Raw genomic sequence first — 26,235 nt, 5'->3', positions numbered from 1 at the left:
GAGCGCAGAACATGAACCGAATCATTGCGCTCGTCGTCGCAATCGTGATCGTCGCCTTCGCGGCATCGTCGACGGTCCTCACCGTCGATCCGCGCCATGCGGCCGTGCTGTCGGGCCGCGACGGTACGCAACCGGAGCTCGCGGGCCCCGGCGTCCACTTCAAGCTGCCGCCGCCGCTGCAGACGGCCACGCTGATCGACACGCGCGTGCAGTCGCTCGAGTCGTCCGATCCGCTGCAACTGGCAACCGAAGACAAGCACGACCTGCTGGTCGCGTATGCGGCGAAGTACCGGATCAGCGATCCGATGAAGTATTTCACCGCGACGGGCGGGGACCCGGCGGCGGCCGCCGACCGGCTGGCCGGCGTGCTGAAGGGCGCGCTCGGCGACGCACTCGGCAAGCGCGCGCTCGACGATGCGCTCGGCGGCCAGCGCGCGATCGCCGAGGCCGCGCGCGATGCGGCGAAGGCGCAAGCGTCCGGTTTCGGCGTCGACGTGGTCGATGTTCAGCTCACGCGTGTCGACTTGCCGGCCGCGCAGGCGGACGCCGTCTATCAACGGATGATCGGCGCGTTGCGCGATCAGGCGGCCCAGGTGCGTGCGCAAGGCGCGGCCGACGTCGAGCAGATCAAGGCCGACGCCGAACGCGAGCAGCAGGCCGTGCTCGCGAACGCGTACAAGTCCGCGCAGACGATCAAGGGCGAGGGCGACGCGAAGGCCGCGACGATCGCCGCCGACGCGTTCGGCCGCGATCCGCAGTTCTATCAGTTCTACGCGAGCCTGCAGGCCTACCGGAATACGTTCAAGCGCAACGACATCATCGTCGTCGATCCCGACAGCGAGTTCTTCCGCTTCATGCGCAGCCCGACGGGCGGCGCCGCACCGGCGGCGCCCGCTCCCCGCAAACATTGACCTTGGGGCGCCGCGTCGAGCGGCGCCGTCGCTCGCATGGACCTGGCTGGCTCGTTGTTGCTCGCGGTAGCGCTGATGCTGATCATCGAGGGGGCGTTCCCTTTCGTGTTTCCCGTCGCCTGGCGCGACACGTTTCGTAGAATAGCGGAGCGGCCGCCGCATCATATCCGGATCGGCGGGCTGATCGTGATGGTGCTCGGGCTCGTGCTGCTGTTGCTCGCGACCTGACCGGCGCCCCGATCCGGACGGCGCATCCGCCGTTCGTTCCGCCCGATTTCGAAGTTCCGATTCAACTCGCGGCGCGCGTGTCGCGCGCCGTTTCCCGTCGTAGGACCGTACCGATGTCGACCTGGTTACTTCCCGAGAATATCGCCGACGTGCTGCCGTCGGAAGCGCGCAAGATCGAGGAGCTGCGCCGCAGGCTGCTCGACCGCTTCCGTTCGTACGGCTACGAAATGGTGATGCCGCCGCTGCTCGAGTATCTCGAGTCGCTGCTGACGAGCGGCGGCGCCGATCTGCGCCTGCGCACCTTCAAGCTGGTCGACCAGTTGTCGGGCCGTACGCTCGGCCTGCGCGCGGACATCACGCCGCAGGTCGCGCGGATCGACGCGCACCTGTTGAACCGGCAGGGCGTGACGCGCCTCTGCTACGCGGGCCACGTGATGCATACGCGTCCGCGCGGCCTGCACGCGACGCGCGAGCAGATCCAGATCGGCGCCGAAATCTACGGGCACGCCGGGCTGGAAGCCGATCTCGAGATTCAGCAACTGATGCTCGATGCGCTGCATCTCGCGGGCCTGTCGCGCATCCGTCTCGACCTCGGTCACGCGGGCGTGCTCGCGGCGCTGCTGGCGCGCGACGCGCAGGCCGCCGAGCGCGGCGAGTCGCTGTACGACGCGCTGTCGGGCAAGGACGTGCCGCTGCTGAACGAACTCACCGACGATCTCGGCGCCGATACGCGTGCCGCGCTGCGCGCGCTGCCGAACCTCTACGGCGACGCGAGCGTGCTCGCCGAGGCGCGTACGCGCCTGCCGGTGCTGCCTGAAATCACGCGGGCGCTCGACGACCTCGCGCAGCTTGCGTCGCAGGCGAAGGGCGTCGAAGTCGCGATCGATCTCGCCGACCTGCGCGGCTATGCGTACCACAGCGGCGCGATGTTCAGCGCGTACATCGACGGCGTGCCGAACGCGATTGCGCGCGGCGGCCGTTACGACCACGTGGGGCAGGCCTATGGCCGGGCGCGTCCGGCAACCGGCTTCTCGCTCGACCTGCGCGAGCTCGCGCGGATTTCGCCGGTCGAGGCGCGCGGCACCGCGATCCTTGCGCCATGGGCGCAGGACGACGCGCTGGGCGCGGCCGTCGCGGCGCTGCGCGATGCGGGCGAGGTCGTGATCCAGGCGCTCCCGGGCCACGACCACGTGCTCGACGAATTCGCGTGCGATCGCTCGCTCGTGGAGCGCAACGGCGCATGGGTGGTCGAACCCCGATAAACAGGCGTTCGCGGGTCGTGCTTCGGCGTGCATATCGTTGAAGCGAAACGGAAAAATTCGGAATCGCCCGCGAACATAGGTAGAATACGTTTTTAACCAGCTAACGAATCAACATGTCTGCCAGCGCAGTGAACGTGACTCCCGGGCGCAATGTCGTCGTCGTGGGAACGCAATGGGGTGATGAAGGCAAGGGCAAGATCGTCGACTGGCTGACGGACCACGCTCAGGGCGTCGTGCGTTTCCAGGGCGGTCACAACGCCGGCCACACCCTCATCATCGGCGGCAAGAAAACGATCTTGCGCCTCATTCCGTCGGGCATCATGCGTGAAGGCGTCGCCTGCTACATCGGCAACGGCGTCGTCCTGTCCCCCGAAGCACTGTTCAAGGAAATCGGCGAGCTCGAAGAAGCCGGCGTGAACGTGCGCGACCGTCTGTTCATCTCCGAAGCCACGACGCTGATCCTGCCGTATCACATCGCGATCGACCAGGCGCGCGAAGCGCGCAAGGGCGCGGGCAAGATCGGCACGACGGGCCGCGGCATCGGCCCCGCGTACGAAGACAAGGTCGGCCGTCGCGCGCTGCGCGTGCAGGACCTGTTCGACGCGAAGACCTTCGCCGATCGCCTGCGCGAAAACCTCGATTTCCACAATTTCGTGCTGACCCAGTATTTGGGCGGTGCGGCCGTCGACTTCCAGGCCACGCTCGACACGATGCTCGGCTATGCCGACCGCCTGAAGCCGATGGTGGCCGACGTGTCGCGCCGCCTGTACGACGCGAACAACGCGGGCCAGAACCTGCTGTTCGAAGGCGCGCAAGGCACGCTGCTCGACATCGACCACGGCACCTATCCGTTCGTCACGTCGAGCAACTGCGTCGCGGGCGCGGCATCGGCCGGCGCCGGCGTCGGTCCGCAGAAGCTGAACTACATCCTCGGCATCACGAAGGCGTACTGCACGCGCGTCGGCTCGGGCCCGTTCCCGAGCGAACTGTACGATGCGGACAACCCGCAGCGTCAGGACCAGGTCGGCGTCACGCTCGCGAACGTCGGCAAGGAATTCGGCTCGGTCACCGGCCGTCCGCGCCGCACCGGCTGGCTCGACGCAGCGGCGCTGCGCCGCTCGATCCAGATCAACGGCGTGTCGGGCCTGTGCATGACGAAGCTCGACGTGCTCGACGGTCTCGATGAAGTCAAGCTGTGCGTCGGCTACCAGGTCGACGGCAAGGACGTGGACATTCTGCCGCGTGGCGCGGTCGACGTCGCGCGCTGCGAACCGGTGTACGAAACGTTCGCCGGCTGGAAGGAAAGCACCGTCGGCATCAAGACGTGGGACGCGCTGCCGGCCAACGCGCAGGCTTACCTGAGCCGCGTCCAGGAAGTGGCTGGCGTGCCGGTCGACATGGTGTCGACGGGCCCGGACCGCGACGAAACGATCCTGCTCCGCCATCCGTTCAAGGTGTAATTCCCAAGATGACGCAGCAAATCACGATGACGGCGGCAGACTTGATGACCGATCCGCGCAACGACGACAAGAACCTGTGGGTAGGCTGGGACGAGTACCACCGTCTGATCGAGCTGCTCGCGCTCCAGGTGCATGCGTCGGGCTGGAAGTTCGACCAGATCCTGTGCCTCGCGCGCGGCGGCCTGCGCGTCGGCGACCAGCTGTCGCGCATCTATGACGTGCCGCTCGCGATCCTCGCGACGAGCTCGTACCGGGAAGCGGCCGGCACCCAGCAGGGCGAGCTCGACATCGCGCAGTACATCACGATGACGCGCGGCCATCTCGCGGGCAACGTGCTGCTGGTCGACGATCTCGTCGATTCGGGCGTCACGCTCGCGCGCGTGCAGGAGCACCTGAAGGAGCGCTATCCGGCGGTCACGGCCGTGCGTTCGGCCGTGCTCTGGTACAAGGGTTGCTCGAAGGTCAAGCCCGACTATCACACGCAGTTCCTGCCGACGAATCCGTGGATTCATCAGCCGTTCGAGGAGTGGGACACGGTTCGTCCGCACAACCTCGAGGCGTGGATCAAGCGCGGTCGCGCGCAGCGCGACGGTTCGGGCGCGTAAGCGGCCGGCCGATCGAAGGAAAGCCTGGTACGGCGCCGCTTGCGGCGCCGTTTTTATTGGTGCGCGCGTTGCGCCGCGCGGCGCGCCTTGCGCACCCGATAGGCAGGCGGCGCGGTCCCGGCTATGATGGCAGCCCTGCCACAGGTGGCGCGGGATTGCATGCGCGGCGTGGATCACGTGGTTCCACGGCAACACGGCAGGGCGGCGTTTCACGGGGGCGCGAGTAGAATAGCGCTCGTTTTGTCCGACCCGGACCCGATTATTACGCTTCATATGAACGACACGACTCACGCGACCGACGCCGCACACGCGCCGCATTCGACGCAACAACATTCGATGCGGGCGCTAGCGATAGCAGCCATCGGCGTCGTGTTCGGCGACATCGGCACCAGCCCGCTGTATTCGCTCAAGGAGGCGTTCAGCCCCGCGCACGGGATTCCGCTGACCGAAGGGTCGATTCTCGGCGTGATCTCGCTGCTGTTCTGGGCCATCGTGCTGGTGGTCGGCGTCAAATACCTGCTGTTCGTGATGCGCGCCGACAACAACGGCGAAGGCGGCGTGCTCGCGCTGATGGCGCTGTCGCTGCGGCCGCTCGATTCCAAAACCCGTGTCGCGGGCGCGCTGATGGCACTCGGGATATTCGGCGCGTGCATGTTCTACGGGGACGCGGTGATCACGCCGGCGATCTCCGTGATGTCGGCCGTCGAAGGTCTCGAGATCGCGACGCCGCACCTGTCCCATCTCGTGCTGCCGATCACGATCGTGATCCTGATCGCGCTGTTCTGGATCCAGCGGCACGGCACCGCGCTGGTCGGCAAGCTGTTCGGCCCGATCATGGTGCTGTGGTTCGTCGTGATCGCGGCGCTCGGCGTGTACCACATCGTTCGCGTGCCGGGCATCATCGCGGCAATCAATCCGTATTACGCGGCGTCGTTCATGGCCGACCACCTGCTGCAGGCCTACGTCGTGCTCGGCTCGGTCGTGCTGGTGCTGACCGGCGCGGAAGCGCTCTATGCGGACATGGGCCACTTCGGTGCCAAGCCGATCCGCTACGCCGCGTACGGGCTCGTGATGCCGTCGCTCGTGCTGAACTATTTCGGCCAGGGCGCGCTGCTGATCCAGAATCCGAAAGCGATCGAGAATCCGTTCTTCCTGCTGGCGCCCGAATGGGGGCTGCTGCCGCTCGTCGTGCTGTCGACGGTCGCGACCGTGATCGCGTCGCAGGCCGTGATCTCGGGCGCGTATTCGCTGACGTCGCAGGCGATCCAGCTCGGTTACGTGCCGCGCATGAAGGTGCTGCATACGTCCGAGCTCGCGATCGGCCAGATCTACGTGCCGGTCGTGAACTGGCTGCTGCTGTTCGTGATCCTCTGTATCGTCGTCGGTTTCAAGAGTTCGGACAATCTCGCGGCCGCGTACGGTATCGCGGTGACGGCGACGATGGTGATCACGACCGTGCTCGCGTGCGTCGTGATGGTGAAGGTGTGGAACTGGAACCGGCTGCTGGTGGGCGCGATCATCGCCGTGTTTCTCGCGATCGACCTCGGCTTTTTCGGCGCGAACCTGCTGAAGGTCGCGCAGGGCGGCTGGCTGCCGCTCGGCATCGGCGCGCTGCTGTTCTTCCTGCTGATGACCTGGTACAAGGGGCGCCACATCGTCAAGGAGCGCACGGCGGCCGACGGTATTCCGCTGGAGCCGTTCCTGCAGGGGCTGCTCGCGCATCCGCCGCATCGCGTGTCGGGCACCGCGATCTACCTGACCGGCAACGACAAGCTCGTGCCCGTCAGCCTGCTGCACAACCTGAAGCACAACAAGGTGCTGCACGAGCGGACCATTTTCCTGACGTTCGTCACGCGCGATTTTCCTTACGTGCGCGACGACAAGCGCCTGAGCTCACGCGATGCCGGCGGCGGGCTGTACATCGTCAAGGCCGAGTACGGCTTCAACGAGACGCCGGACGTGAAGGCCGTGCTCGAGGAATTCGGCCGCTCGCACGACATGACGTTCGAGTTGATGGATACGTCGTTCTTCCTCGCGCGCGAAACGGTCGTGCCGACGCATCTGCCGGGGATGTCGATCTGGCGCGAGCGCGTGTTCGCGTGGATGCATCAGAACGCCGCGAAGCCGACCGACTTCTTTTCGATTCCGGCGAACCGCGTCGTCGAGCTCGGCACGAAGATCGAGATCTGACCGGTGCGGTGGGGCCGCGCATGCGGCCCATGCCGGCCAGGCTGCGCGTTTCGCCGAAGCAATAAAAAACCCGCCGGAAGGCGGGTTTTTTATTGCTTCGGGCGCCTTCGCGCTCAGCGCTTGAGCTTCGCGAATGCCGCGGCCATCGCGCCTGCCGGTTCCGGCTCGCGGGAACGCTGCGGACGAGCGGCACCGCGCCCCGCGTTGCCGCGATCCTGGCCGCCGCGCGACGACATGCCGGGCGCTGCCGCGTCGTCGTCGAGGCGCATCGTCAGCGCAATGCGCTGGCGTTTCACGTCGACGTCGAGCACCTTCACCTTGACGACCTGGCCGGCCTTCACGACTTCGTGCGGGTCCTTGATGAACTTCGTCGACATCGCCGACACGTGCACGAGGCCGTCCTGGTGCACGCCGATATCCACGAACGCGCCGAACGCGGCGACGTTCGTCACGACGCCTTCGAGCGTCATGCCCGGCACGAGATCCGATACCTTCTCGACGCCTTCGCGGAACGCGGCCGTCTTGAATTCCGGACGCGGATCGCGACCCGGCTTTTCCAGTTCGGCCAGGATGTCGCGCACGGTCGGCAGGCCGAAACGTTCGTCAACAAATTCCATCGGAGACAGGCCCGACAGCGCTTCGCGGTTGCCGAGCACGTCGTCGATGCGCTTGTTGATCTTCGCGAGCATCCGTTCGACGACCGGATATGCTTCCGGGTGCACCGACGAGCGGTCGAGCGGATTCTCGCCGCCGTTGATGCGCAGGAAGCCGGCGGCTTGCTCGAAGGTCTTGTCGCCCAGGCGCGGCACCTTGCGCAGGTGCTCGCGCGACGGGAACGGGCCGTTCGCATCGCGGTAGTCGACGATGTTGCGCGCGAGCGTCGCGTTCAGGCCCGACACGCGGGCGAGCAGCGGGACGGACGCCGTGTTCGCGTCGACGCCGACCGCGTTCACGCAATCCTCGACGACCGCGTCGAGCGAGCGGGCGAGTTCGCGCTGGTTCACGTCGTGCTGGTACTGGCCGACGCCGATCGCCTTCGGCTCGATCTTCACGAGCTCGGCGAGCGGGTCCTGCAGGCGGCGGGCGATCGACACGGCGCCGCGCAGCGACACGTCGAGCTCCGGGAATTCCTTCGCGGCGAGCTCGGACGCCGAGTAGACCGACGCGCCGGCTTCCGACACGACGATCTTCTGCAACCGCAGTTCGGGGTGCTTCGCGATCAATTCGCTCGCGAGCTTGTCGGTTTCACGGGACGCGGTGCCGTTGCCGATGCTGATCAGTTCGGCCTGCGTCTGCGCGGCGATGCGCGCGAGTTTCGCGATCGAGCCGTCCCAGTCGCGGCGCGGTTCGTGCGGGTAGATCGTGTCGGTCGCGAGCAGCTTGCCGGTGCGGTCGACCACGGCGACCTTCACGCCCGTGCGCAGGCCGGGGTCGAGACCGATCACCGCCTTCGGGCCGGCCGGCGCGGCCAGCAGCAGGTCGTTGAGGTTGCGGGCGAACACGCGGATCGCCTCGGTTTCGGCCGTTTCGCGCAACTGCGTGAGCAGTTCGTTTTCGATGTGCGGCTGCACCTTCACGCGCCAGCACCAGCGGCAGACGTCGGACAGCCATTTGTCGGCCGGGCGATTCTGGTTCGCGATCCCGAAATGGCGCGCGATCATCGCCTCGCCGGGGTGCGGCACCTGCGCGTCGAGCTCCTCGCCGAGGCCGAGCTTGATCGTCAGCACGCCGGCGTTGCGGCCGCGGAACAGCGCGAGCGCGCGGTGCGACGGCACGGTCTTGATCGTTTCCGCGTAGTCGTAATAGTCGCGGAATTTCTCGCCTTCCTCGTTTTCCTTGCCCTCGACGACGGCCGACGACACCACGCCCTGGTTGTGCAGGTAGTCGCGCAGCTTGCCGAGCAGCTCCGCCGTCTCGCCGAACTGTTCGGACAGGATGTCGCGCGCGCCGTCGAGCGCGGCCTTCACGTCGGCGACGCCCTTGTCGGCGTCGACGTACGCGGCCGCCTCCGCCTGCGGGTCGAGCAGCGGGTTCGCGAGCAGCGCGTGCGCGAGCGGCTCGAGGCCGGCTTCGCGGGCGATCTGCGCGCGCGTGCGGCGCTTCGGCTTGTACGGCAGATAAAGGTCTTCGAGCACCTGCTTGCTGTCGGCCGCGTCGATCGCGGCGCGCAGTTCGTCGGTCAGCTTGCCCTGTTCGTCGATGCTCGACAGGATCGCGGCGCGGCGATCCTCCAGCTCGCGCAGGTACAGGAGGCGTTCCTCGAGCTGGCGCAGCTGCGTGTCGTCCAGGTTGCCGGTCACTTCCTTGCGGTACCGGGCAATGAACGGAACGGTCGAGCCTTCGTCGAGGAGTTGCACGGCCGCCGCGACCTGGCGCGGCTGGACGGACAGTTCGGTGGCGATGCGCTGTACGATCTTGAGTGCTACGGTTTCCGTCATGTCGTGGATGGTCTGTCTGCCTGCTGAAATCGCGGCGCGGGCCGGCAGGCCCGCAGCGGCGGACTGCACGGCGGGCCCGCCGGGGCAAGGCCGCGGGTGAATGGAGCGGGGCATTTTGCCATAAATGGCGGAGCGTCCAGCCGGGGGTGATAGAATTTGACACATGTCCCGCAGCTTTCCTACGACGTTGCCAACTTCCCGTATTTCTCTCGTCGCGCTCGGCGCAGCGCTCGCCGCGGCTTTGTCTGCCGGGGCTTCCGGCGCATTCGCGCAGGCCTCGGACGCCGCCGCGTCCGCGCCCGTTGCCGCCTCCGCCGCCCCGGATTTCGACGCCCGTCAAAAAGTGCTCAATCAGCGCTCCGCGGAAAACGATTATCGTTATGCGGTGGCGGAGCACGATTGCTACAGCAAATTCTTCGTCAATCACTGTCTCGGCAAGGCGCGCGACCGGATGCGCGAGGAGCGGGCGAGCATCCGCCAGGAGCAGCTCGCGCTCAACGACGAGCAGCGCGCGGTGCGGGCGCAGCAGCGCGACCAGCAGCAGGCGCTGAAGCAGGCGCAGAACGCGGCGGAAGCGCCGCAGCGGGCGGCGAACGACGCGGCGAACGCGGCTGCATTCCGCGACAAGCAGGAGCAGAATGCACTGAAGCAGGCGCAGCGCGGCGCGGAAGGGCCGCAACGCGCGGCGAGCAAGCAGGCATACGACCAGAAGCAGGCGGATTTCCAGCGCAAGCTCGACCAGGCGCACCAGCAGGCGGCGCAGAAGGCGCAGGAGCGGGCGGACAACGCCGCGCGCTACGAGCAGAAGCAGAAGGAAGCCGCGCAGCACAAGGCCGATGTCGAGCGGCGTCAGCAGGAAGCGGCCGAGAAGGCCAGGCAGCAGCAACAGCAGGGGCAGTAACGTGTTGAATTGATCGGGATCAGTCTCGGGCGCGTCGGCACGCCAGCCGTCGCGCTGCTTCGATGAGGAGGCAACTATGCAAAACCGTCACACGGAACAGCAGCAGGAATTGCACAACCGTTTGGCTGCATTGCAGGAGCAGCACCAGCAGCTCGCTCGGGAGATCGAGCTGAAGGAAGGACACTCCGACATCGACGACATCACGCTGCACCGGCTGAAGAAGGAAAAGCTGGCGGCCAAGGACAAAATCATTTTGCTGCAATCGCAGCTCGAACCGGATAAGCGCGCCTGAGCGCGGCCTGGCAAGCGCCGGCGCCGCCCGGGCGCTGGACACAGGAACGCTTGCCTTGAATTCACCGCTTGAAGCCACCCCCGATGCCCGGCGTGACACGACGTCCGCCGGGCGCGCTCGTGCGCCCGAAGGCACTTTCGAGCTGAGCCGCAAGCGCGTCGACGAACTCGACACGATCTTCGGCGAAGGCGGATTGCTGGCGCGTGCGCTCGACGGTTACCGGCCGCGTACGTCGCAGATCGAGATGGCGCGGGCGGTCGCGTCCGCGATGGAGGCATCCGCACGCCGGATGCCGGAGCCCGAGATCTTCGAAACCCGCAAGCGGCCGGCGCGCCGCTTGGGCGAGGCCGACAAGACGGCCGCGCCGGCCGCGGACGACGCCGCGGCCGCAGAATCCGACCACGACGCAGGCGACAACACGCTGATCGTCGAGGCCGGCACGGGTACCGGCAAGACCTACGCGTATCTGGTGCCCGCGATGCTGTGGGGCGGCAAGGTGATCGTGTCGACCGGCACGAAGCACCTGCAGGACCAATTGTTCCTGCGCGACATCCCGACCGTGCGCAACGCGCTCGCGGTGCCGGTGTCGGTCGCGATGCTCAAGGGCCGCGCCAACTACCTGTGCCACTACTACCTGCAACGCACGGCCGACAACGGCCGGCTGCCGTCGCGGCAGGACACGGCCTATCTGCAGGAAATCGTCCGCTTCGCGAAAATCACGAAGAGCGGCGACAAGGCCGAACTCGCGAGCGTGCCCGAAAACGCGCCCGTGTGGTCGATGGTCACGTCGACGCGCGACAACTGCCTCGGCCAGGAATGCCCGCACTACAAGGAATGCTTCGTGATGCAGGCGCGGCGCGAGGCCCAGCAGGCCGACATCGTCGTCGTCAACCATCACCTGTTCTTCGCGGACATCATGCTGCGCGACACGGGGATGGCCGAACTGCTGCCGAACGCGAACACGATCATCTTCGACGAAGCGCACCAGTTGCCGGAGACGGCGACGCTGTTCTTCGGCGAGACGCTGTCGACGACGCAGATTCTCGAGCTGGCGCGCGACACCGTGGCCGAAGGCCTGAGCCATGCGCGCGACGCGGTCGAGTGGGTGAAGCTCGGCGGCGATCTCGAGCGCGCGGCGCGCGACTTGCGCCTCGCGTTCGCGAACGACCAGATCGTGCGCATGTCGCTCGCGCAACTTGGCGACGATCACCCGATGTTCGGTGCGCTCGACGCGCTCGACGTCGCGCTCGATGCGCTCGCATCGGCGCTCGCGAGCCAGGCCGAGCGCGCGGAATCGCTCGGTGCGTGCCTGCGCCGCGCCCGCGAGCTGCAGGACCTGCTGGCGGGCTGGGTCGCGCCCGGCGCGGCGAAAGCGGCCGCGCAGGCCGATGCGGCAGCCGCCGGCGACAACGTGGCATCCGACGGCGATCCGAACGAGAAGGTGCGCTGGGTCGAGGTGTTCGCGCATACCGTGCAACTGCACGAAACGCCGCTGTCGGTCGCGCCGATTTTCGCGAAGCAGCGTGCGGGCGTGCCGCGCGCATGGGTGTTCACGTCGGCCACGCTGTCGGTGCGCGGCGATTTCACGCACTACGCGGCGCAGATGGGCCTGAGCTCGCGCCGTTCGATGACGCTCGCCAGCCCGTTCGATTACCAGTCGCAGGGGCTGCTGTACGTGCCGCGCAACCTGCCGCAGCCGTCTTCGCCCGCGTTCACCGATGCCGTGTTCGATGCCGCGCTGCCGGCGATCGAGGCGTCCGGCGGCGGCGTGTTCATGCTGTGCACGACGCTGCGCGCGGTCGACCGGATCGCATCGAAGCTGCGCGACGTGATCGAATCGCGCGGCTGGAACACGCCGCTGCTCGTGCAGGGCGACGCAAGCCGCACGGAGCTGCTCGACCGCTTTCGCGCGTACGGCAATGCGATCCTAGTCGGCAGCCAGAGTTTCTGGGAAGGCGTGGACGTGCGCGGCGATGCGTTGTCGCTGGTCGTGATCGACAAGCTGCCGTTCGCGCCGCCGGACGATCCGGTGCTGGCCGCGCGGCTCGATGCGTTGACGAAGAAGGGGTTGAGCCCGTTTGCGGTGCATCAATTGCCGCAGGCCGTGATCACGCTGAAGCAGGGCGCGGGCCGGCTGATTCGTGCCGAGACGGATCGCGGCGTGCTGATGATCTGCGATACGCGGCTCGTCGACAAGCCGTACGGGCGCCGGATCTGGCAAAGCCTGCCGCCGTTCAAGCGCACGCGCGAGATCGCGGTCGTCCAGGATTTCTTCGACGAGCACCGCTCGGACAAGCGCGCGTGACCGCATGCGCGGCGCTGGCCGCGCGAACGCACCGGCGCTGCCTGCATGCGGCGCCAATAAAAAACCCGGCTCGTTGGCCGGGTTTTTTGTGTGCGCGCCGGGGTATTACGTCGCGCCGTGCTTCAGAACTGCCACCACGACTTCTTCGTACCGGGGCGCGAATGGCCCGTCACGTACGGGCTGTCGGGGAACGTGCCCGCGAGCACGCGCTTGGTGTCTTCGGCGAGTTCCGGCTGGTTCAGCTTGCCGTACGACAGGATCATGATGTGCAGCGCATCCTCGATCGCCGGCGCACCCTTGTAGTCCTTGATCGCGAGCTGCGCGCGGTTGATGGCCGCGACATACGCGCCACGACGGTAGTAGTAGTCGGCCGCATGCACTTCGTGCGACGCGAGCGCGTTGACGATGTAGCGCATCCGCGCGGCCGCATCGGGCGCGTACTTGCTCTTCGGGAAGCGGTCGACGACCACCTTGAACGCATCGTACGATTCGCGCAGCGCCTGCGGGTCGCGCTCGCTCATGTCCTGGCCGGAGAAGCGCCCGAACAGACCGAGATCGTCGTTGAAGTGGATCATTCCCTTCAGGTAGTACGCGTAGGGGATATCCGGGTGATCGGGGTGGAGCTGGATGAAGCGATCGACGGCCTGATCGGCCGCTGCCGCTTCGTTGTCCTTCCAGTTGCAGTAGGCAACGTTGATCTGCGCCTGCTGCGCGAAATGGCCGAACGGATCGCGGCCCTGCAGCGATTCGAAATATTTCGCGCACTTGCCCCAGTCGCCGCCGGACAGTGCGTCCTGGGCCTCTGAGTATAATTTGTTGTTCGACCAGGTAGCCGTCTCGTCCTGCTTCTGCGGCAAGCCGTGGCAGCCGGCGATGAGGGCCGCGGCCGCTACCGCCGCAGCCCGGGCGGCGACGGTTCTGGCCGTGCGTTTGGTCGAATTCATCATGCTCGCATGTCCTAGCTTCAAGTCTCGGTGACCCAGTCTAAATGACCCGTTCAAGTTCGCAGAATGCCCAGCCGGGCACACCAAATCGCGAAGATTATAGCCCAAGCGATCGGCCCGCCGACGCTGCGTCGGGGGATTCCCTCGATGACGATCTGGCCGGCGACGCCATGCAGCCGCCCGTGGTGCCGTCCGCGGCGGGCGACGACGCGCCGCGCATCGTCGAAGTGCCGCTGTCGCTCGCCGGCGAACGGCTCGACAAGGCGCTCGCCCAACTGTTCCCCGAATTCTCGCGCAGCCGCCTGCAGAGCTGGATCGAGGCGCAGCGTGTGCTCGTCGACGGCGCGCCGGCGAAGATCCGCCAGCCGGTGCCGCTCGGCGCGAAGATCGCGCTCGTGCCCGACCTGCTGCCCGAGCAGCTCGCGTTCACGCCTGAGCCCGTGCCGCTCGACGTGATCTACGAGGATGACGCGCTCGTCGTCATCAACAAGCCGGCCGGCCTCGTCGTGCATCCGGCCGCCGGCAACTGGAGCGGCACGATCCTCAACGGTCTGCTGCACCGCTACGGCGACGCGGCGGCCGGCCTGCCGCGGGCAGGGATCGTCCACCGGCTCGACAAGGAAACTTCCGGCCTGATGGTGGTCGCACGCACGCTGGCCGCGCAGACCGACCTCGTACGCCAGTTGCAGGCCCGCACGGTGAAGCGCCGCTATTTCGCGCTCGTGTGGGGCACGATGCCGGAGGAGGGCACGATCGACGCGCCGATCGGCCGCGACCCGCGCGAGCGGACGCGCATGGCCGTCGTCACGGGGGCGTCGGGCAAGCCCGCGCGCACGCATTTCCGCACGGTTGACACATGCCTGTGGCAACGTCAGCCGGTGTCCGCGATTCAGTGCGATCTCGAGACCGGCCGCACGCACCAGATCCGCGTGCATTGCGCGCACGCCGGGCACCCGCTGCTCGGCGATCCGGTCTACGGGCATGCGCGCGGCAAGCGTTCGGTCACGCCGCTGCCGGACGGATTCGCACGGCAGGCGCTGCATGCGTGGCGGCTCGGCCTCGTGCATCCGGTCACGGGCAAGGCGATGCAATGGCGCTGCCCGCTGCCGCACGACATGAACGCGCTCGTCGCGGCGCTCGGCTTCGGGCAGGGCGACGAGGAATTCGACGACGACGACGGTGTCTACGACGATGACGATTTCGGCGGCGAGTATCACGACGACGAGCCGTATCTGGACGATGAGGAGGAGTGAGTGCCGATGACGAACCTGGCGCCGTTGACGTGGCAGGACTGCGTGCAGCCCGACTGGCGGGTGTCGCCGCGCGTGCGTGCGCTGATCACGACGCGCAACGGCGGTGTGAGCGAAGGTCCGTACGGGCGCTGGCACGACGGTGCCGCGCTGCCGGGCGGGATGAATCTCGGCCTGCATACCGGCGACGATCCGGACCATGTCGCCGTCAATCGCGCGCGCGTGCTCGCGCTCGCGGGCCAGTCGAGCGCCGCATGGCTCGAGCAGGTTCACGGCGCGCAGATCGTGCAGGCGGACGCGGTGATCGCCGCGGCGCCTGCCGCCACGGCGCCGGTGCAGGCCGACGCGAGCGTCACGGACCAGCCAGGCGCCGTCTGCGTCGTGATGGTGGCCGATTGCCTGCCCGTGCTGCTGTGCGACGCGCAGGGCCGCGCGGTCGGCGCCGCGCATGCGGGCTGGCGCGGGCTCGCGGCCGGCATCGTCGAGCAGACCGCGGCGCGCGTCGCGGCGCTCGCGGGCGGCGCGGCGGACACGCTGCATGCCTATCTCGGGCCGGCGATCGGCCCGCGGGCGTTCGAGGTCGGCGCCGACGTGCGCGATGCGTTTCTCGACACGGCTTCGCAGTCGGAGCATGATGAAACCCGTCATGCGTTCGTCGCGATCGACGGCGCGCCCGGCAAGTTTCTCGCCGATCTCTACGCGCTCGCGCGCCTGCGACTCGCGCGTGCGGGGGTGGCGCACGTGAGCGGCGGGACGGCTTGCACGGTCGCCGAACGCACGCGCTTCTATTCGTATCGACGCGACCGCGTGACGGGCCGCATGGCCGCGGCAATCTGGCTCGCCGATTGATCGCACGCGCATGCGCGGGTTTTGTTGCGCCGCGAAATCGCTTTATCTCGATATTGAGGCGGCAATGCGGCGTTGCATGCGCGACTGAATGAAAAATTCCGACGTCAAGCCAGAAAAAATGTTTTATGTTTTGTCGGAACCCTTGTCCCGTCTGTTGTGCGAGGATTATCTCCGTGCAGAAATGTTCAGTGGTTTGATCGCGCATCACATGGGGAAAACGATAATGATAAAAATACCGCACTGCGGCAGAATCTGGAGACGCCTCTCCAGAGCATGACGGCCCGGCTCGCAGCCGGCACGCCGCGCGCGAGCAGGATTTCACGATTGACGCTCACGAATCACCGGTAAGGCAGGTAATGACAGCATCGAAAAATTCGTCGACGTCCGCGCATGCGGGCACTTCCGCGGGCAGCACCGGTTTCGATCCGGCTGCCCAGCCGATGCAGCAGATGTTCGAGTCGTGGTTGAACGCGTGGCGTGGTTTTGCGGATCCGGCGCGCGCCGCGACGGCGTCGGCCTCCGTCAATCCGTTCGCGACATTCCAGTTCCCGACGTCGTTCCCGTTCCAGATGCCGTCGATGCCCGACCTCGGCGCGATGGCGTCGCCGTTCGCGGGGCTGAAGCTGCCGGTTGCCGCGATTCCGCCCGAACGGCTCCAGGCATTGCAGGCCGACTACGCGCGCGATTGCATGACGCTGATGCAGCAGGCGGCCGCCGCGAAGCTCGAGTCGCCGGAGTTGAAAGACCGCCGCTTCAGCGGCGACGCGTGGAAGGCGTCGCCCGCGCATGCGTTTGCGGCTGCCTGGTATCTGCTCAACGCGCGTTACCTGCAGGAGCTGGCCGACGCGTTGCAGACCGATCCGAAGACGCGCGAGCGCATCCGTTTCACGGTCCAGCAGTGGACGGCCGCCGCCGCGCCGAGCAACTTCCTCGCACTCAATCCCGAAGCACAGAAATCGATCCTCGAGACGCACGGCGAAAGCCTGCGGCAGGGGATGATGAACCTGCTCGGCGATCTGCAGCGCGGCAAGATTTCGCAAACCGACGAATCGCAGTTCGTGGTCGGCAAGAACCTCGGGTGTACCGAAGGCGCGGTCGTGTACGAGAACGACCTGATCCAGCTGATCCAGTACACGCCGAAGACGGACAAGGTGTTCGAGCGGCCGCTGCTGATCGTCCCGCCGTGCATCAACAAGTTCTACATCCTCGACCTGCAGCCCGAGAATTCGCTCGTCGCGCACGCGCTGTCGAACGGCCATCAGGTGTTTCTCGTGTCGTGGCGCAACGCGGATGCGTCGGTCGCGCACAAGACCTGGGACGACTACATGAACGAAGGGCTGCTCGCCGCGATCGACGCGGTGCAGCAGATCAGCGGCCGCGAGCAGATCAACACGCTGGGCTTCTGCGTCGGCGGCACGATGCTCGCGACCGCGCTCGCGGTGCTCGCCGCACGCGGCGAACATCCGGCCGCGTCGATGACGCTGCTCACCGCGATGCTCGACTTCACCGATACGGGCATCCTCGACGTGTTCGTCGACGAGGCGCACGTGCAGATGCGCGAGCAGACCATCGGCGGCAAGAACGGCGCGCAACCGGGGCTGATGCGCGGCGTCGAGTTCGCGAACACGTTCTCGTTCCTGCGGCCGAACGATCTCGTGTGGAACTACGTCGTCGACAACTACCTGAAGGGCCGCACGCCCGCGCCGTTCGACCTGCTGTACTGGAACAGCGATTCGACGAGCCTGCCGGGCCCGATGTACGCGTGGTACCTGCGCCATACCTATCTCGAGAACAAGCTGCGCGAGCCGGGGGCGCTGACCGTGTGCGGGGAATCGGTCGACCTGTCGCTGATCGACGTGCCGACCTTCATCTATGGTTCGCGCGAGGATCACATCGTGCCGTGGCAGACGGCCTACGCATCGACGTCGATCCTGTCGGGCCCGCTGAAGTTCGTGCTCGGCGCGTCGGGGCACATCGCGGGCGTGATCAACCCGCCGGCGAAGAAGAAGCGCAGCTACTGGGTCAACGACGACCTGCCCGAATCCGCGGACGACTGGTTCGCCGCGGCGACCGAGCAGCCGGGAAGCTGGTGGCCGACGTGGGTCGAGTGGCTCGACGCGTACGGCGGCCGCAAGATCGCGCCGCCGGCCCAGCCCGGTTCCGCGCAATTCCCGGTGATCGAGCCGGCGCCCGGGCGCTACGTGTTGCAGCGCGATTGACGAAAACCAGACAGCGGCGCACGCTGTCCGGTGCACCGCAGTTTTTTTAACAGGGCCGGTAACGATGCGCCGTGTCGTGCGGGCCTGGAGGAAAGGGAAATGACGGACGTAGTGATCGTATCGGCCGCGCGGACCGCGGTCGGCAAATTCGGCGGCTCGCTGGCGAAGGTGGCGGCGCCTGAACTGGGCGCGACGGTGATCCGCGCGGTGCTGGAGCGTGCGGGCGTGAAGCCCGAGCAGGTCAGCGAAGTGATCATGGGCCAGGTGCTGACGGCCGGCTCCGGGCAGAACCCGGCGCGGCAGTCGCTGATCAAGGCGGGGTTGCCGAGCGCCGTGCCGGGCATGACGATCAACAAGGTGTGCGGCTCGGGCCTGAAGGCCGTGATGCTGGCGGCGAACGCGATCGTCGCGGGCGACGCGGACATCGTGATCGCGGGCGGCCAGGAGAACATGAGCGCGGCGCCGCACGTGCTGCCGGGCTCGCGCGACGGCTTCCGGATGGGCGACGCGAAGCTGGTCGACACGATGATCGTCGACGGCCTGTGGGATGTGTACAACCAGTACCACATGGGCATCACGGCGGAGAACGTCGCGAAGGAATACGGGATCACGCGCGAGGAGCAGGACGCGTTCGCGGCGCTGTCGCAGAACAAGGCGGAAGCCGCGCAGAAGGCCGGGCGCTTCAACGACGAGATCGTGCCGGTGTCGATCCCGCAACGCAAGGGCGAGCCGCTGCAGTTCGCGACCGACGAGTTCGTGCGTCACGGCGTGACGGCCGAATCGCTGGCCGGGCTGAAGCCGGCGTTCGCGAAGGACGGCTCGGTGACGGCGGCGAATGCGTCGGGGCTGAACGACGGCGCGGCGGCCGTGCTGGTGATGTCGGCGCAGAAGGCGGCGGCGCTGGGCCTGACGCCGCTGGCGCGGATCAAGGCGTACGCGAACGCGGGCGTGGATCCGAGCGTGATGGGCATGGGTCCGGTGCCGGCCTCGCGCCGGTGCCTGGAGCGCGCGGGTTGGACGCCGGGCGACCTGGACCTGATGGAGATCAACGAGGCGTTCGCGGCGCAGGCGCTGGCGGTGCACAAGCAAATGGGCTGGGACACGTCGAAGGTGAACGTGAACGGCGGGGCGATCGCGATCGGTCACCCGATCGGCGCGTCGGGCTGCCGGATCCTGGTGACGCTGCTGCACGAGATGGCCAAGCGCGATGCGAAGCGCGGGCTGGCGTCGCTGTGCATCGGCGGCGGGATGGGCGTCGCGCTCGCGGTCGAGCGTCCGTGACCGGCCGTCCGTGACCGGCCGTCCGTGACCGGCCGTCCGTGACCGGCCGTCCGTGACCGGCCGTCCGTGACCGGCCGTCCGTAACCAGCCGTCCGTAACCAGCCGTTCGCCATCGGCGAACCGAATCCGTGCGCCGGCCGATTGCGGCTTCGGCCGGCGTCACGTGAAGTCAGAGGGGGCTCCGGCAGCTCTCGAAACCAAAAAATGGAGTGAGATTTATGTCTCAGCGAATTGCGTACGTAACCGGCGGGATGGGCGGCATCGGCACCAGCATTTGCCAGCGTCTGTCGAAGGACGGCTTCAAGGTGGTGGCAGGTTGCGGCCCGAACTCGCCGCGCCGGGTGAAATGGCTCGAGGACCAGAAGGCGCTCGGGTACGACTTCATCGCGTCGGAAGGCAACGTCGGCGACTGGGACTCGACCAAGGCAGCATTCGACAAGGTGAAGGCCGAAGTCGGCGAGATCGACGTGCTGGTCAACAACGCGGGCATCACGCGCGACGTCGTGTTCCGCAAGATGACGCATGAAGACTGGACGGCGGTGATCGACACGAACCTGACGAGCCTGTTCAACGTGACGAAGCAGGTGATCGACGGGATGGTCGAACGTGGCTGGGGCCGCATCATCAACATTTCGTCGGTGAACGGCCAGAAGGGGCAATTCGGTCAGACGAACTACTCGACCGCGAAGGCCGGCATTCACGGCTTCACGATGTCGCTCGCACAGGAAGTCGCGACGAAGGGCGTGACGGTCAACACCGTGTCGCCGGGCTACATCGGTACCGACATGGTGAAGGCGATCCGTCCGGACGTGCTCGAGAAGATCGTTGCGACGATTCCGGTGCGGCGTCTCGGCGGGCCGGAAGAAATCGGCTCGATCGTCGCGTGGCTCGCGTCGAACGATTCCGGCTTCGCGACGGGCGCCGACTTCTCGCTGAACGGCGGCCTGCACATGGGCTGAGCGTCCGGGCCGCGCGGGCGGATGGCCGCGCGGCCGGGCGTTTTCCGAAGGCCCCCGCCTCCCGGATTCGGGCGGCGGGGATTCGTCACTTGCGCTACGCTGCACTCAAAGGCGTTACATGACTACTACAAAGAAGACGGCCGAACGGCTCATCAAGAAGTATCCGAACCGCCGGCTCTACGATACCGAGACAAGCACGTACATTACGCTGACCGACGTGAAGCAGCTCGTGCTGGAGCAGGAGGATTTCAAGGTCGTCGATGCGAAATCCAACGAAGACCTGACGCGCAGCATCCTCCTGCAGATCATCCTCGAAGAGGAAAGCGGCGGCGTGCCGATGTTCTCTTCGTCGATGCTGTCGCAGATCATCCGTTTCTACGGTCATGCGATGCAGGGCATGATGGGCACGTACCTGGAAAAGAACATCCAGGCGTTCATCGACATCCAGAACAAGCTCGCGGATCAATCGAAGAACCTGTACGAAGGGAACGCGATGAATCCGGAAGTCTGGTCGCAGTTCATGAACATGCAGGCGCCGATGATGCAAGGGATGATGACGAGCTACATCGAGCAGTCGAAGAACATGTTCGTGCAGATGCAGGAACAGATGCAGAACCAGGCGAAATCGATGTTCAGCACGTTCCCGTTCAAGCAGCCGGGAGCGTCGGAACCGGAGAAGAAGTAAGCGGCGATCCGGCGTGGGCGCGCAAAGTGTCGCGCCGGCATCGCGCGGGACGGCAACGGGCCGTTTCGCGGAACGATTGTCCGCACGGTGGCATTGCCCGCGAGTGCATGGACGTTGTCGTACCGTGGCGCATCAGTGCAAATTAAAAAGGCCGACCGGCAAAGCCCGGTCGGCCGAATATCAGATAAAGCGCTGATTGTAAAAGATGCCGATGGCCGGATTTTCAGCCGGCTTATCGAACCGCGAAGCGGCTTGCCGCCGATCCGTTCGAGCAGTTGTTTCCGTAAATAAAAATATTTCTATTTTCGGAAAATGCCGAGTAGATGATCGGAAAAACTTCCTTGGCGCTGAACGAGTAAATGCCATCGTTGATGGATACGAGGAGGTTGCCGCTCGTATCGGTTTCGATCTTGTCGATCTTGCCTGCCTTGCAAAGCGATTCCGCAGAGGCGTACGAGGATGCAGCAAGCATCATGGCCGAAACGAGGGCGGCCGCGAGTTTTCTCATGGTCTTTCCTTGGTGAATGGATGACTTGGTTGTGGTACGGGTAATGCGCGGTTCAGTGTTGCCAGGCTGAATAGGTGTCGAATATATTGGAGATTGATCGGGTGTTGGATGGGGGTGGCGGATTTGGAAATGATTTTTGTGGATTATTGACTATTTCAAAATATTTTTGCGAATTGTGTGTTGTGATGGTTTGCAAAGAATGCGGTGATTGGGTGGTCGTAAAAAATAAATTTATGGATTATTTCGAGTTGTGGTTTTGAGTCGTGGTGTGGTTTGGCGATTTTCATGTGGTTTGTTTTTCTATTTTTATTTTGTCGGTCGGATTTTTTGAATACGATTCATCGACAAACCCGAGGCCAGCGACGAGCGAGCCGCCGTGCCGGCCGATCGGTCGGGCAAGCGCTGATCGCGCTGGCGCGGGCCGCGCATCGGTGCTCGCGAAATAGACGGGCGGCCCGTTGGCGGGCTTCGACGTGAACGGCGACTTCGTACCGGGCGATGCGCGGGGCGCGCACGTTTCGTATGCGCGTTTCGGAACGCTACAGGCGATGGCGGGAAGATTCGCCCGGCGGCGTGCTGCGACGCGCAGGCATGCGATAACGGTGGCGCACAGGCTGGGTGCGTGCGGGGACGGTCGATAGCGATAGTCGCGCGCCTGCGCCGACAACCGGCCGACCGCAACGAGACGTGGCGCTGTGGTCGATCGGCGATGGCGACGATGCGGTCTGGTTCAATCGGTGCTTGACGGCAGCAACGTATCCGGCGCGAGCATCGGAGCGAGTACGGGCCTGCTGCGGCGGATTTTTGGCGATTGCGTCACGGAACTGGAGGCGTCAGGATTCCGGATCGAATCCATGTTCGTCATCCGACGGCGGTAGATCGAGAACGAGCTTGACCGCGCTGTAGTTCGCCTTGAGCGAGAACACGCGGCCGATCACGAGAAACGTCTGCCGGGAGTTTTCGAGCTCGACGAAGTCGCCCGGTTGCGGGACGTGCGCGCCCTGATCATACGAAAAGCTGGTGCTCGTTTGCTCGCCGACGGCTTCCGCCGCGTGCTCGGTGAATTCGATCGTGATGTGCGTGGTCATGCGAACCCCGTTGGGTCGATTGAAAAGGGTGGAGGGTTCGATTTTCGCATAGCGGCCGGCTGGGTTCGGGCCGATTTCGGTGTGGCATGTGGCGCCGATGGCGCGCCATGTCGCCTTTGCAGAAGGTGAAGCAGATCATCAGGCGGTGGCACGCATGAGAGAACAGGGTCGCCAGGAAGCGATGTATCCATGGCGCGTTAGCCGTTGTGCCGGGCAGAATCGCTCAGCGTGCTCGTCGCGCCGCCGCCCGAATGTGGCGCGACGACACGCTGATGAATGGTTGCCGCCTGATCGGCGGTGTCGAGCGTGACGGTCCCTGACAGGCGTGCCCACTCGACCGAAGCGAGCACGTGTCACGCAACGCGCACGCGTCGGCTCACAGCGCCAAGGTGGTGATCGTCGGATCCCATTCGTAGTAGCTATGGAACTTTTGCGTTTCCCCATCGGGCGCGAGCGTATACAACGCAAACCGGATCCAGAAACTCTCCGTTCCGTTTCCAATGACGCGCGTGTCGAAGAGCGAGAACGACCTCGGGACATGAATCGCATCAAGGCCGTCCTTCGTCTCCGGATTGGGCTCCGCGGCCCGCGCCAACGTATAGCCGCGGTGGGTCAGCCCGATTCCCGGGCGCAAATCCAATACGTTATCGCCGCTCTGATGGACAAGATCGTAGACAATGACGGCGTAGCGTGAATTGGTGTGAATCGTGGTTCCGGTAAAATTGACGGAATCGAACTTCTTTGCATAGAACTTGATATTCCATGCCCCTTGGTTTTCGGATGGGCGATAGGGGTCGTCGCACAGCAGGTACTGGTGATTGTGCCCGACCTGGACGGGGCGGCTTTTGTCGGACGACACTTTCCCATTCGCTTCTTCTATTACTTTTTCTGCATTAATAACCGAGAGTAACGTGATTTCCTGAATGCTGGCGTCAACGCTGGGTCCCTTGTACATTTCATTTCCTCGGTAAGTGGATGGTTCGCATTCCTGGTAGGCGCGTATAAGGCCGTGTTCCTGGATTTGCGGCGTGCTGTTCGATGCTCACGCACGACAAACCGTACATGCTGGAAAACAGTCGATCCATTACAGCCAATTACGCGCGGATGGCATCGAAACGCAGCGCAATTACGAGAAGTCGAGGCGTCCCGATATTTCGACACATCGCCTTGTCGGCATAAACGGGAATGGCACCATCAGGAGCCGTGGTGTCGTGAAGATCTGGTCGAAGGTTTCGACCACGCGCCAGCGCGCCCGGGGCCGGATAAAGCCCGCAATTCCGGTTTTCTGTCCCCATTAACACGCTTTGCCCGCGCCGTGAGGGGCGGGGGATGCGGACCGTCCGTCCCCCGACGCGATCGTCAATGACCCGCACGGAGCCGACGAGCACCCGGCATGGGCGCGCGCCGGCTAGCGCTGCGGGATTTTGCCTCGCCGCCCCTAAACGGCTGTAAACTCACGCTTTTGCCGCCACGCCCCCACACCCCAGATGTCTCAGTCCCCCAAAGTAGGCTTTGTCAGCCTCGGCTGCCCGAAAGCGCTCGTCGATTCCGAACAGATCATCACGCAACTGCGCGCCGAAGGTTATGAAATCTCCGGCAGCTACGACGGCGCCGACCTCGTCGTCGTGAACACCTGCGGCTTCATCGACGAAGCCGTGCAGGAAAGCCTCGACGCGATCGGCGAAGCGCTGACCGAAAACGGCAAGGTGATCGTCACCGGCTGCCTCGGCGCGAAGTCGAGCGCAAGCGGCTCGAACCTGATCGAGGAAGTCCACCCGAAGGTGCTCGCCGTCACCGGCCCGCACGCGGTGGGCGAAGTGATGCAGGCCGTGCATTCGCACCTGCCGAAGCCGCACGACCCGTTCGTCGACCTCGTGCCCGCGGCCGGCATCAAGCTCACGCCGCGTCACTACGCATACCTGAAGATCTCCGAAGGCTGCAACCACCGCTGCACGTTCTGCATCATCCCGTCGATGCGCGGCGATCTGGTATCGCGCCCGGTCGCCGAAGTGATGCTCGAAGCCGAGAACCTGTTCAAGTCGGGCGTGAAGGAACTGCTCGTGATCTCGCAGGACACGAGCGCATACGGCGTCGACGTGAAGTACCGCACGGGCTTCTGGAACGGCAAGCCGATCAAGACGCGCATGACCGACCTGGTCGCCGCGCTCGGCGAACTCGCCGCGCAGTACGGCGCGTGGGTGCGCCTGCACTACGTGTACCCGTATCCGAGCGTCGACGAAGTGATTCCGCTGATGGCCGAAGGCCCGTTCAAGGGCCACGTGCTGCCGTATCTCGACGTGCCGTTCCAGCACGCGCACCCGGACGTGCTGAAGCGCATGAAGCGTCCGGCGAACGCGGAGAAGGTGCTCGAGCGCGTGCAGAAGTGGCGCGAGATCTGCCCGGACCTGACGATCCGCAGCACGTTCATCGCGGGCTTCCCCGGCGAGACGGAAGCGCAGTTCGAAACGCTGCTCGACTTCATCCGCGACGCGGAACTCGATCGCGTCGGCTGTTTCGCGTATTCGCCGGTCGAAGGCGCGACCGCGAACGACCTCGATGGCGCGCTGCCGGACGAAGTCCGCGAGGAACGCCGCGCGCGCTTCATGGAAGTCGCCGAGGAAGTATCGGCGAACCGCATGCAGCGCAAGGTCGGCAAGACGCTCAAGGTGCTGATCGATGAGGTGAGCGCAGAAGGCGGCATCGGCCGCACGGCAGCCGACGCGCCGGAAATCGACGGCGTCGTCTACGTCGAGCCGGCGGCGAAGGCATCGAAGCGCTACAAGGTCGGCGATTTCGTGTCCGTGAAGATCACGGGCGCCGACGGGCACGATCTGTGGGGCGAGGTGTAAGCGATGGCCGCCGCATTCCCGGAGATTCTCGCGCTCGGCGAGGCGATGATCGAATTCAACCAGTCGCAGCCGGGGCGTCCTGAATTCCTGCAGGGCTTCGGCGGCGATACGTCGAACTTCTGCATCGCGGCGGCGCGCCAGGGCGCGTCGACGGGCTTCGTGTCGGCGATCGGCGACGATCCGTTCGGCCGCCTGCTGGCCGACATGTGGGCGTCGGAACGCGTCGACACGACGTACGTGCGGATCGACCGTTCGGCGCCGACCGGCGTGTATTTCGTCACGCACGGCGCCGACGGCCATCAGTTCGACTATCTGCGCGCGGGGTCGGCGGCGAGTCGCTATGTAGCGGCCGATCTGCCGTTCGACGCGCTGGCCGCGGCCAAGGCCGTGCATTTGTCGGGCATCAGTCTTGCGATCAGCACGGCCGCGTGCGACGCGGCATTCGCGGCGATCGATCATGCGCGCAGCAACGGCGCGCAGGTCAGCTTCGACACGAACCTGCGGCTGAAGCTGTGGCCGCTGCCGCGTGCCCGCGCGGTGATGCGCGAGGCGCTGCGGCAGACGGACATCTGCCTGCCGAGCTGGGACGATGTCACGGCGCTCACGGGCGCGAACGATCGTGACGCGATCGTCGACGCGATGCTCGAACACGGGCCGCGGGTCGTCGCGCTGAAGCTCGGCAAGGAAGGCGCGTATGTCGCGACGCCGAACGAGCGGCGCGTCGTGCCGGGCTTCGCGGTCGAGGCCGTCGACGCGACTGGCGCGGGCGACTGCTTCGGCGGCGCGTTCGTCGCGCGGATCGTCGCGGGCGACGATCCGTTCGCGGCCGCGCGCTATGCCAACGCGGCGGCGGCGCTGTCGACGACCGGTTACGGCGCGGTCGCGCCGATTCCGCACCGCGATGCGGTGGAACGCCTGATGCAGGGCTGACGCGAAACGCGCAAGCCGGCGCATTGGCCGCGCCGGTTCGCGCGGCCACGCAGGAACCGGGTCTCGACCCGGCACGGTCCG

23 protein-coding genes are annotated in these 26,235 nt (G+C 65.9%); 18 read left to right on the top strand and 5 right to left on the bottom strand.

The window, feature by feature from the left end; translation table 11 throughout:
- The first annotated feature begins 11 nt into the window (after positions 1–11).
- From hflC to LGM42_RS06705, 6 genes are all read left to right on the top strand, one after another.
- The gene (gene hflC / locus LGM42_RS06730) at positions 12–911 is read left to right on the top strand and encodes a protease modulator HflC (protein ID WP_226231847.1); all 900 of its coding nucleotides are present in this window, start codon (positions 12–14) and stop codon (positions 909–911) included.
- A 36-nt stretch (positions 912–947) separates the two neighbouring features.
- Entirely contained in the window at positions 948–1,139 is a 192-nt protein-coding gene (locus tag LGM42_RS06725; RefSeq protein WP_006478685.1) for a DUF2065 domain-containing protein, read from the top strand.
- Between the two features lie 113 nt (positions 1,140–1,252).
- The gene (locus tag LGM42_RS06720) at positions 1,253–2,401 is read left to right on the top strand and encodes an ATP phosphoribosyltransferase regulatory subunit (RefSeq protein WP_006496416.1); all 1,149 of its coding nucleotides are present in this window, start codon (positions 1,253–1,255) and stop codon (positions 2,399–2,401) included.
- Positions 2,402–2,514: 113 nt separating this feature from the next.
- Entirely contained in the window at positions 2,515–3,861 is a 1,347-nt protein-coding gene (locus LGM42_RS06715) for an adenylosuccinate synthase (protein WP_059585316.1), read from the top strand.
- An 8-nt stretch (positions 3,862–3,869) separates the two neighbouring features.
- The gene (locus tag LGM42_RS06710) at positions 3,870–4,466 is read left to right on the top strand and encodes a phosphoribosyltransferase (protein WP_059585317.1); all 597 of its coding nucleotides are present in this window, start codon (positions 3,870–3,872) and stop codon (positions 4,464–4,466) included.
- A gap of 273 nt (positions 4,467–4,739) precedes the next feature.
- The gene (locus LGM42_RS06705) at positions 4,740–6,656 is read left to right on the top strand and encodes a potassium transporter Kup (protein ID WP_059585318.1); all 1,917 of its coding nucleotides are present in this window, start codon (positions 4,740–4,742) and stop codon (positions 6,654–6,656) included.
- A 113-nt stretch (positions 6,657–6,769) separates the two neighbouring features.
- On the opposite strand, the gene LGM42_RS06700 is transcribed toward LGM42_RS06705, so the two are convergent.
- Positions 6,770–9,094: a Tex family protein gene (locus LGM42_RS06700; protein ID WP_226231846.1), complete on the bottom strand. Its 2,325-nt coding sequence runs from the start codon at positions 9,092–9,094 to the stop codon at positions 6,770–6,772.
- A gap of 163 nt (positions 9,095–9,257) precedes the next feature.
- On the opposite strand from LGM42_RS06700, the gene LGM42_RS06695 reads away from it, so the two are divergent.
- The 3 genes from LGM42_RS06695 to LGM42_RS06685 all read left to right on the top strand — a co-directional run bounded on the left by LGM42_RS06695 (position 9,258) and on the right by LGM42_RS06685 (position 12,592).
- Positions 9,258–9,995, top strand: a complete 738-nt coding sequence (locus tag LGM42_RS06695) for a hypothetical protein (protein ID WP_059585320.1) — start codon at positions 9,258–9,260, stop codon at positions 9,993–9,995.
- A gap of 76 nt (positions 9,996–10,071) precedes the next feature.
- The gene (locus LGM42_RS06690; RefSeq protein ID WP_006478692.1) at positions 10,072–10,287 is read left to right on the top strand and encodes a YdcH family protein; all 216 of its coding nucleotides are present in this window, start codon (positions 10,072–10,074) and stop codon (positions 10,285–10,287) included.
- A 55-nt stretch (positions 10,288–10,342) separates the two neighbouring features.
- Positions 10,343–12,592 (top strand): ATP-dependent DNA helicase, encoded by a 2,250-nt coding sequence (locus LGM42_RS06685; RefSeq protein WP_226231845.1) that lies wholly within the window; start codon positions 10,343–10,345, stop codon positions 12,590–12,592.
- Positions 12,593–12,714: 122 nt separating this feature from the next.
- Here the strand turns inward: LGM42_RS06685 and LGM42_RS06680 are convergent, their stop codons facing one another.
- On the bottom strand, positions 12,715–13,539 hold the full coding sequence (locus tag LGM42_RS06680) for an outer membrane protein assembly factor BamD (RefSeq protein ID WP_046545840.1): 825 nt from the start codon (positions 13,537–13,539) through the stop codon (positions 12,715–12,717).
- Positions 13,540–13,580: 41 nt separating this feature from the next.
- Between LGM42_RS06680 and LGM42_RS06675 the strand changes: the two genes are divergently transcribed.
- The 6 genes from LGM42_RS06675 to phaR all read left to right on the top strand — a co-directional run bounded on the left by LGM42_RS06675 (position 13,581) and on the right by phaR (position 20,779).
- Positions 13,581–14,789, top strand: a complete 1,209-nt coding sequence (locus LGM42_RS06675; RefSeq protein WP_226231844.1) for an RluA family pseudouridine synthase — start codon at positions 13,581–13,583, stop codon at positions 14,787–14,789.
- A gap of 6 nt (positions 14,790–14,795) precedes the next feature.
- Complete coding sequence (gene pgeF / locus LGM42_RS06670; RefSeq protein WP_226231843.1) at positions 14,796–15,635, top strand: peptidoglycan editing factor PgeF; 840 nt, start codon at positions 14,796–14,798, stop codon at positions 15,633–15,635.
- A 356-nt stretch (positions 15,636–15,991) separates the two neighbouring features.
- Positions 15,992–17,854, top strand: a complete 1,863-nt coding sequence (gene phaC / locus LGM42_RS06665) for a class I poly(R)-hydroxyalkanoic acid synthase (protein WP_226231842.1) — start codon at positions 15,992–15,994, stop codon at positions 17,852–17,854.
- Between the two features lie 99 nt (positions 17,855–17,953).
- The gene (locus LGM42_RS06660; RefSeq protein WP_089464802.1) at positions 17,954–19,135 is read left to right on the top strand and encodes an acetyl-CoA C-acetyltransferase; all 1,182 of its coding nucleotides are present in this window, start codon (positions 17,954–17,956) and stop codon (positions 19,133–19,135) included.
- A gap of 218 nt (positions 19,136–19,353) precedes the next feature.
- The gene (locus LGM42_RS06655; RefSeq protein ID WP_059583517.1) at positions 19,354–20,094 is read left to right on the top strand and encodes a 3-ketoacyl-ACP reductase; all 741 of its coding nucleotides are present in this window, start codon (positions 19,354–19,356) and stop codon (positions 20,092–20,094) included.
- Between the two features lie 118 nt (positions 20,095–20,212).
- A complete protein-coding gene (gene phaR / locus LGM42_RS06650) occupies positions 20,213–20,779 on the top strand; it encodes a polyhydroxyalkanoate synthesis repressor PhaR (RefSeq protein WP_006485265.1) in 567 nt (188 codons plus the stop codon).
- A gap of 232 nt (positions 20,780–21,011) precedes the next feature.
- Here phaR and LGM42_RS06645 read toward each other — a convergent pair whose 3' ends face one another.
- From LGM42_RS06645 to LGM42_RS06635, 3 genes are all read right to left on the bottom strand, one after another.
- Positions 21,012–21,287 carry a hypothetical protein gene (locus tag LGM42_RS06645; RefSeq protein ID WP_081059350.1) on the bottom strand — a complete coding sequence of 92 codons (276 nt, stop codon included), beginning with the start codon at positions 21,285–21,287 and terminating at the stop codon, positions 21,012–21,014.
- A gap of 833 nt (positions 21,288–22,120) precedes the next feature.
- A complete protein-coding gene (locus LGM42_RS06640) occupies positions 22,121–22,375 on the bottom strand; it encodes a hypothetical protein (protein ID WP_226231841.1) in 255 nt (84 codons plus the stop codon).
- Between the two features lie 376 nt (positions 22,376–22,751).
- Positions 22,752–23,330 carry an inclusion body family protein gene (locus LGM42_RS06635; protein ID WP_059583513.1) on the bottom strand — a complete coding sequence of 193 codons (579 nt, stop codon included), beginning with the start codon at positions 23,328–23,330 and terminating at the stop codon, positions 22,752–22,754.
- 73 nt (positions 23,331–23,403) lie between these two features.
- Here LGM42_RS06635 and LGM42_RS06630 point away from each other — a divergent pair, with 73 nt between their 5' ends.
- The 3 genes from LGM42_RS06630 to LGM42_RS06620 all read left to right on the top strand — a co-directional run bounded on the left by LGM42_RS06630 (position 23,404) and on the right by LGM42_RS06620 (position 26,154).
- Positions 23,404–23,673, top strand: a complete 270-nt coding sequence (locus LGM42_RS06630; protein ID WP_226231840.1) for a hypothetical protein — start codon at positions 23,404–23,406, stop codon at positions 23,671–23,673.
- A gap of 189 nt (positions 23,674–23,862) precedes the next feature.
- Positions 23,863–25,224, top strand: coding sequence for a 30S ribosomal protein S12 methylthiotransferase RimO (rimO, locus tag LGM42_RS06625; RefSeq protein WP_226231839.1), 1,362 nt, complete (start codon positions 23,863–23,865; stop codon positions 25,222–25,224).
- Positions 25,225–25,227: 3 nt separating this feature from the next.
- The gene (locus tag LGM42_RS06620) at positions 25,228–26,154 is read left to right on the top strand and encodes a sugar kinase (RefSeq protein ID WP_226231838.1); all 927 of its coding nucleotides are present in this window, start codon (positions 25,228–25,230) and stop codon (positions 26,152–26,154) included.
- Positions 26,155–26,235 lie beyond the last annotated feature (81 nt).

It is taken from the genome of Burkholderia sp. AU39826 (genome assembly GCF_020419965.1).
In the GTDB taxonomy this organism is placed as follows: Bacteria; Pseudomonadota; Gammaproteobacteria; order Burkholderiales; family Burkholderiaceae; genus Burkholderia; species Burkholderia semiarida.
This window is presented reverse-complemented; position numbering and strand designations above follow the sequence as displayed.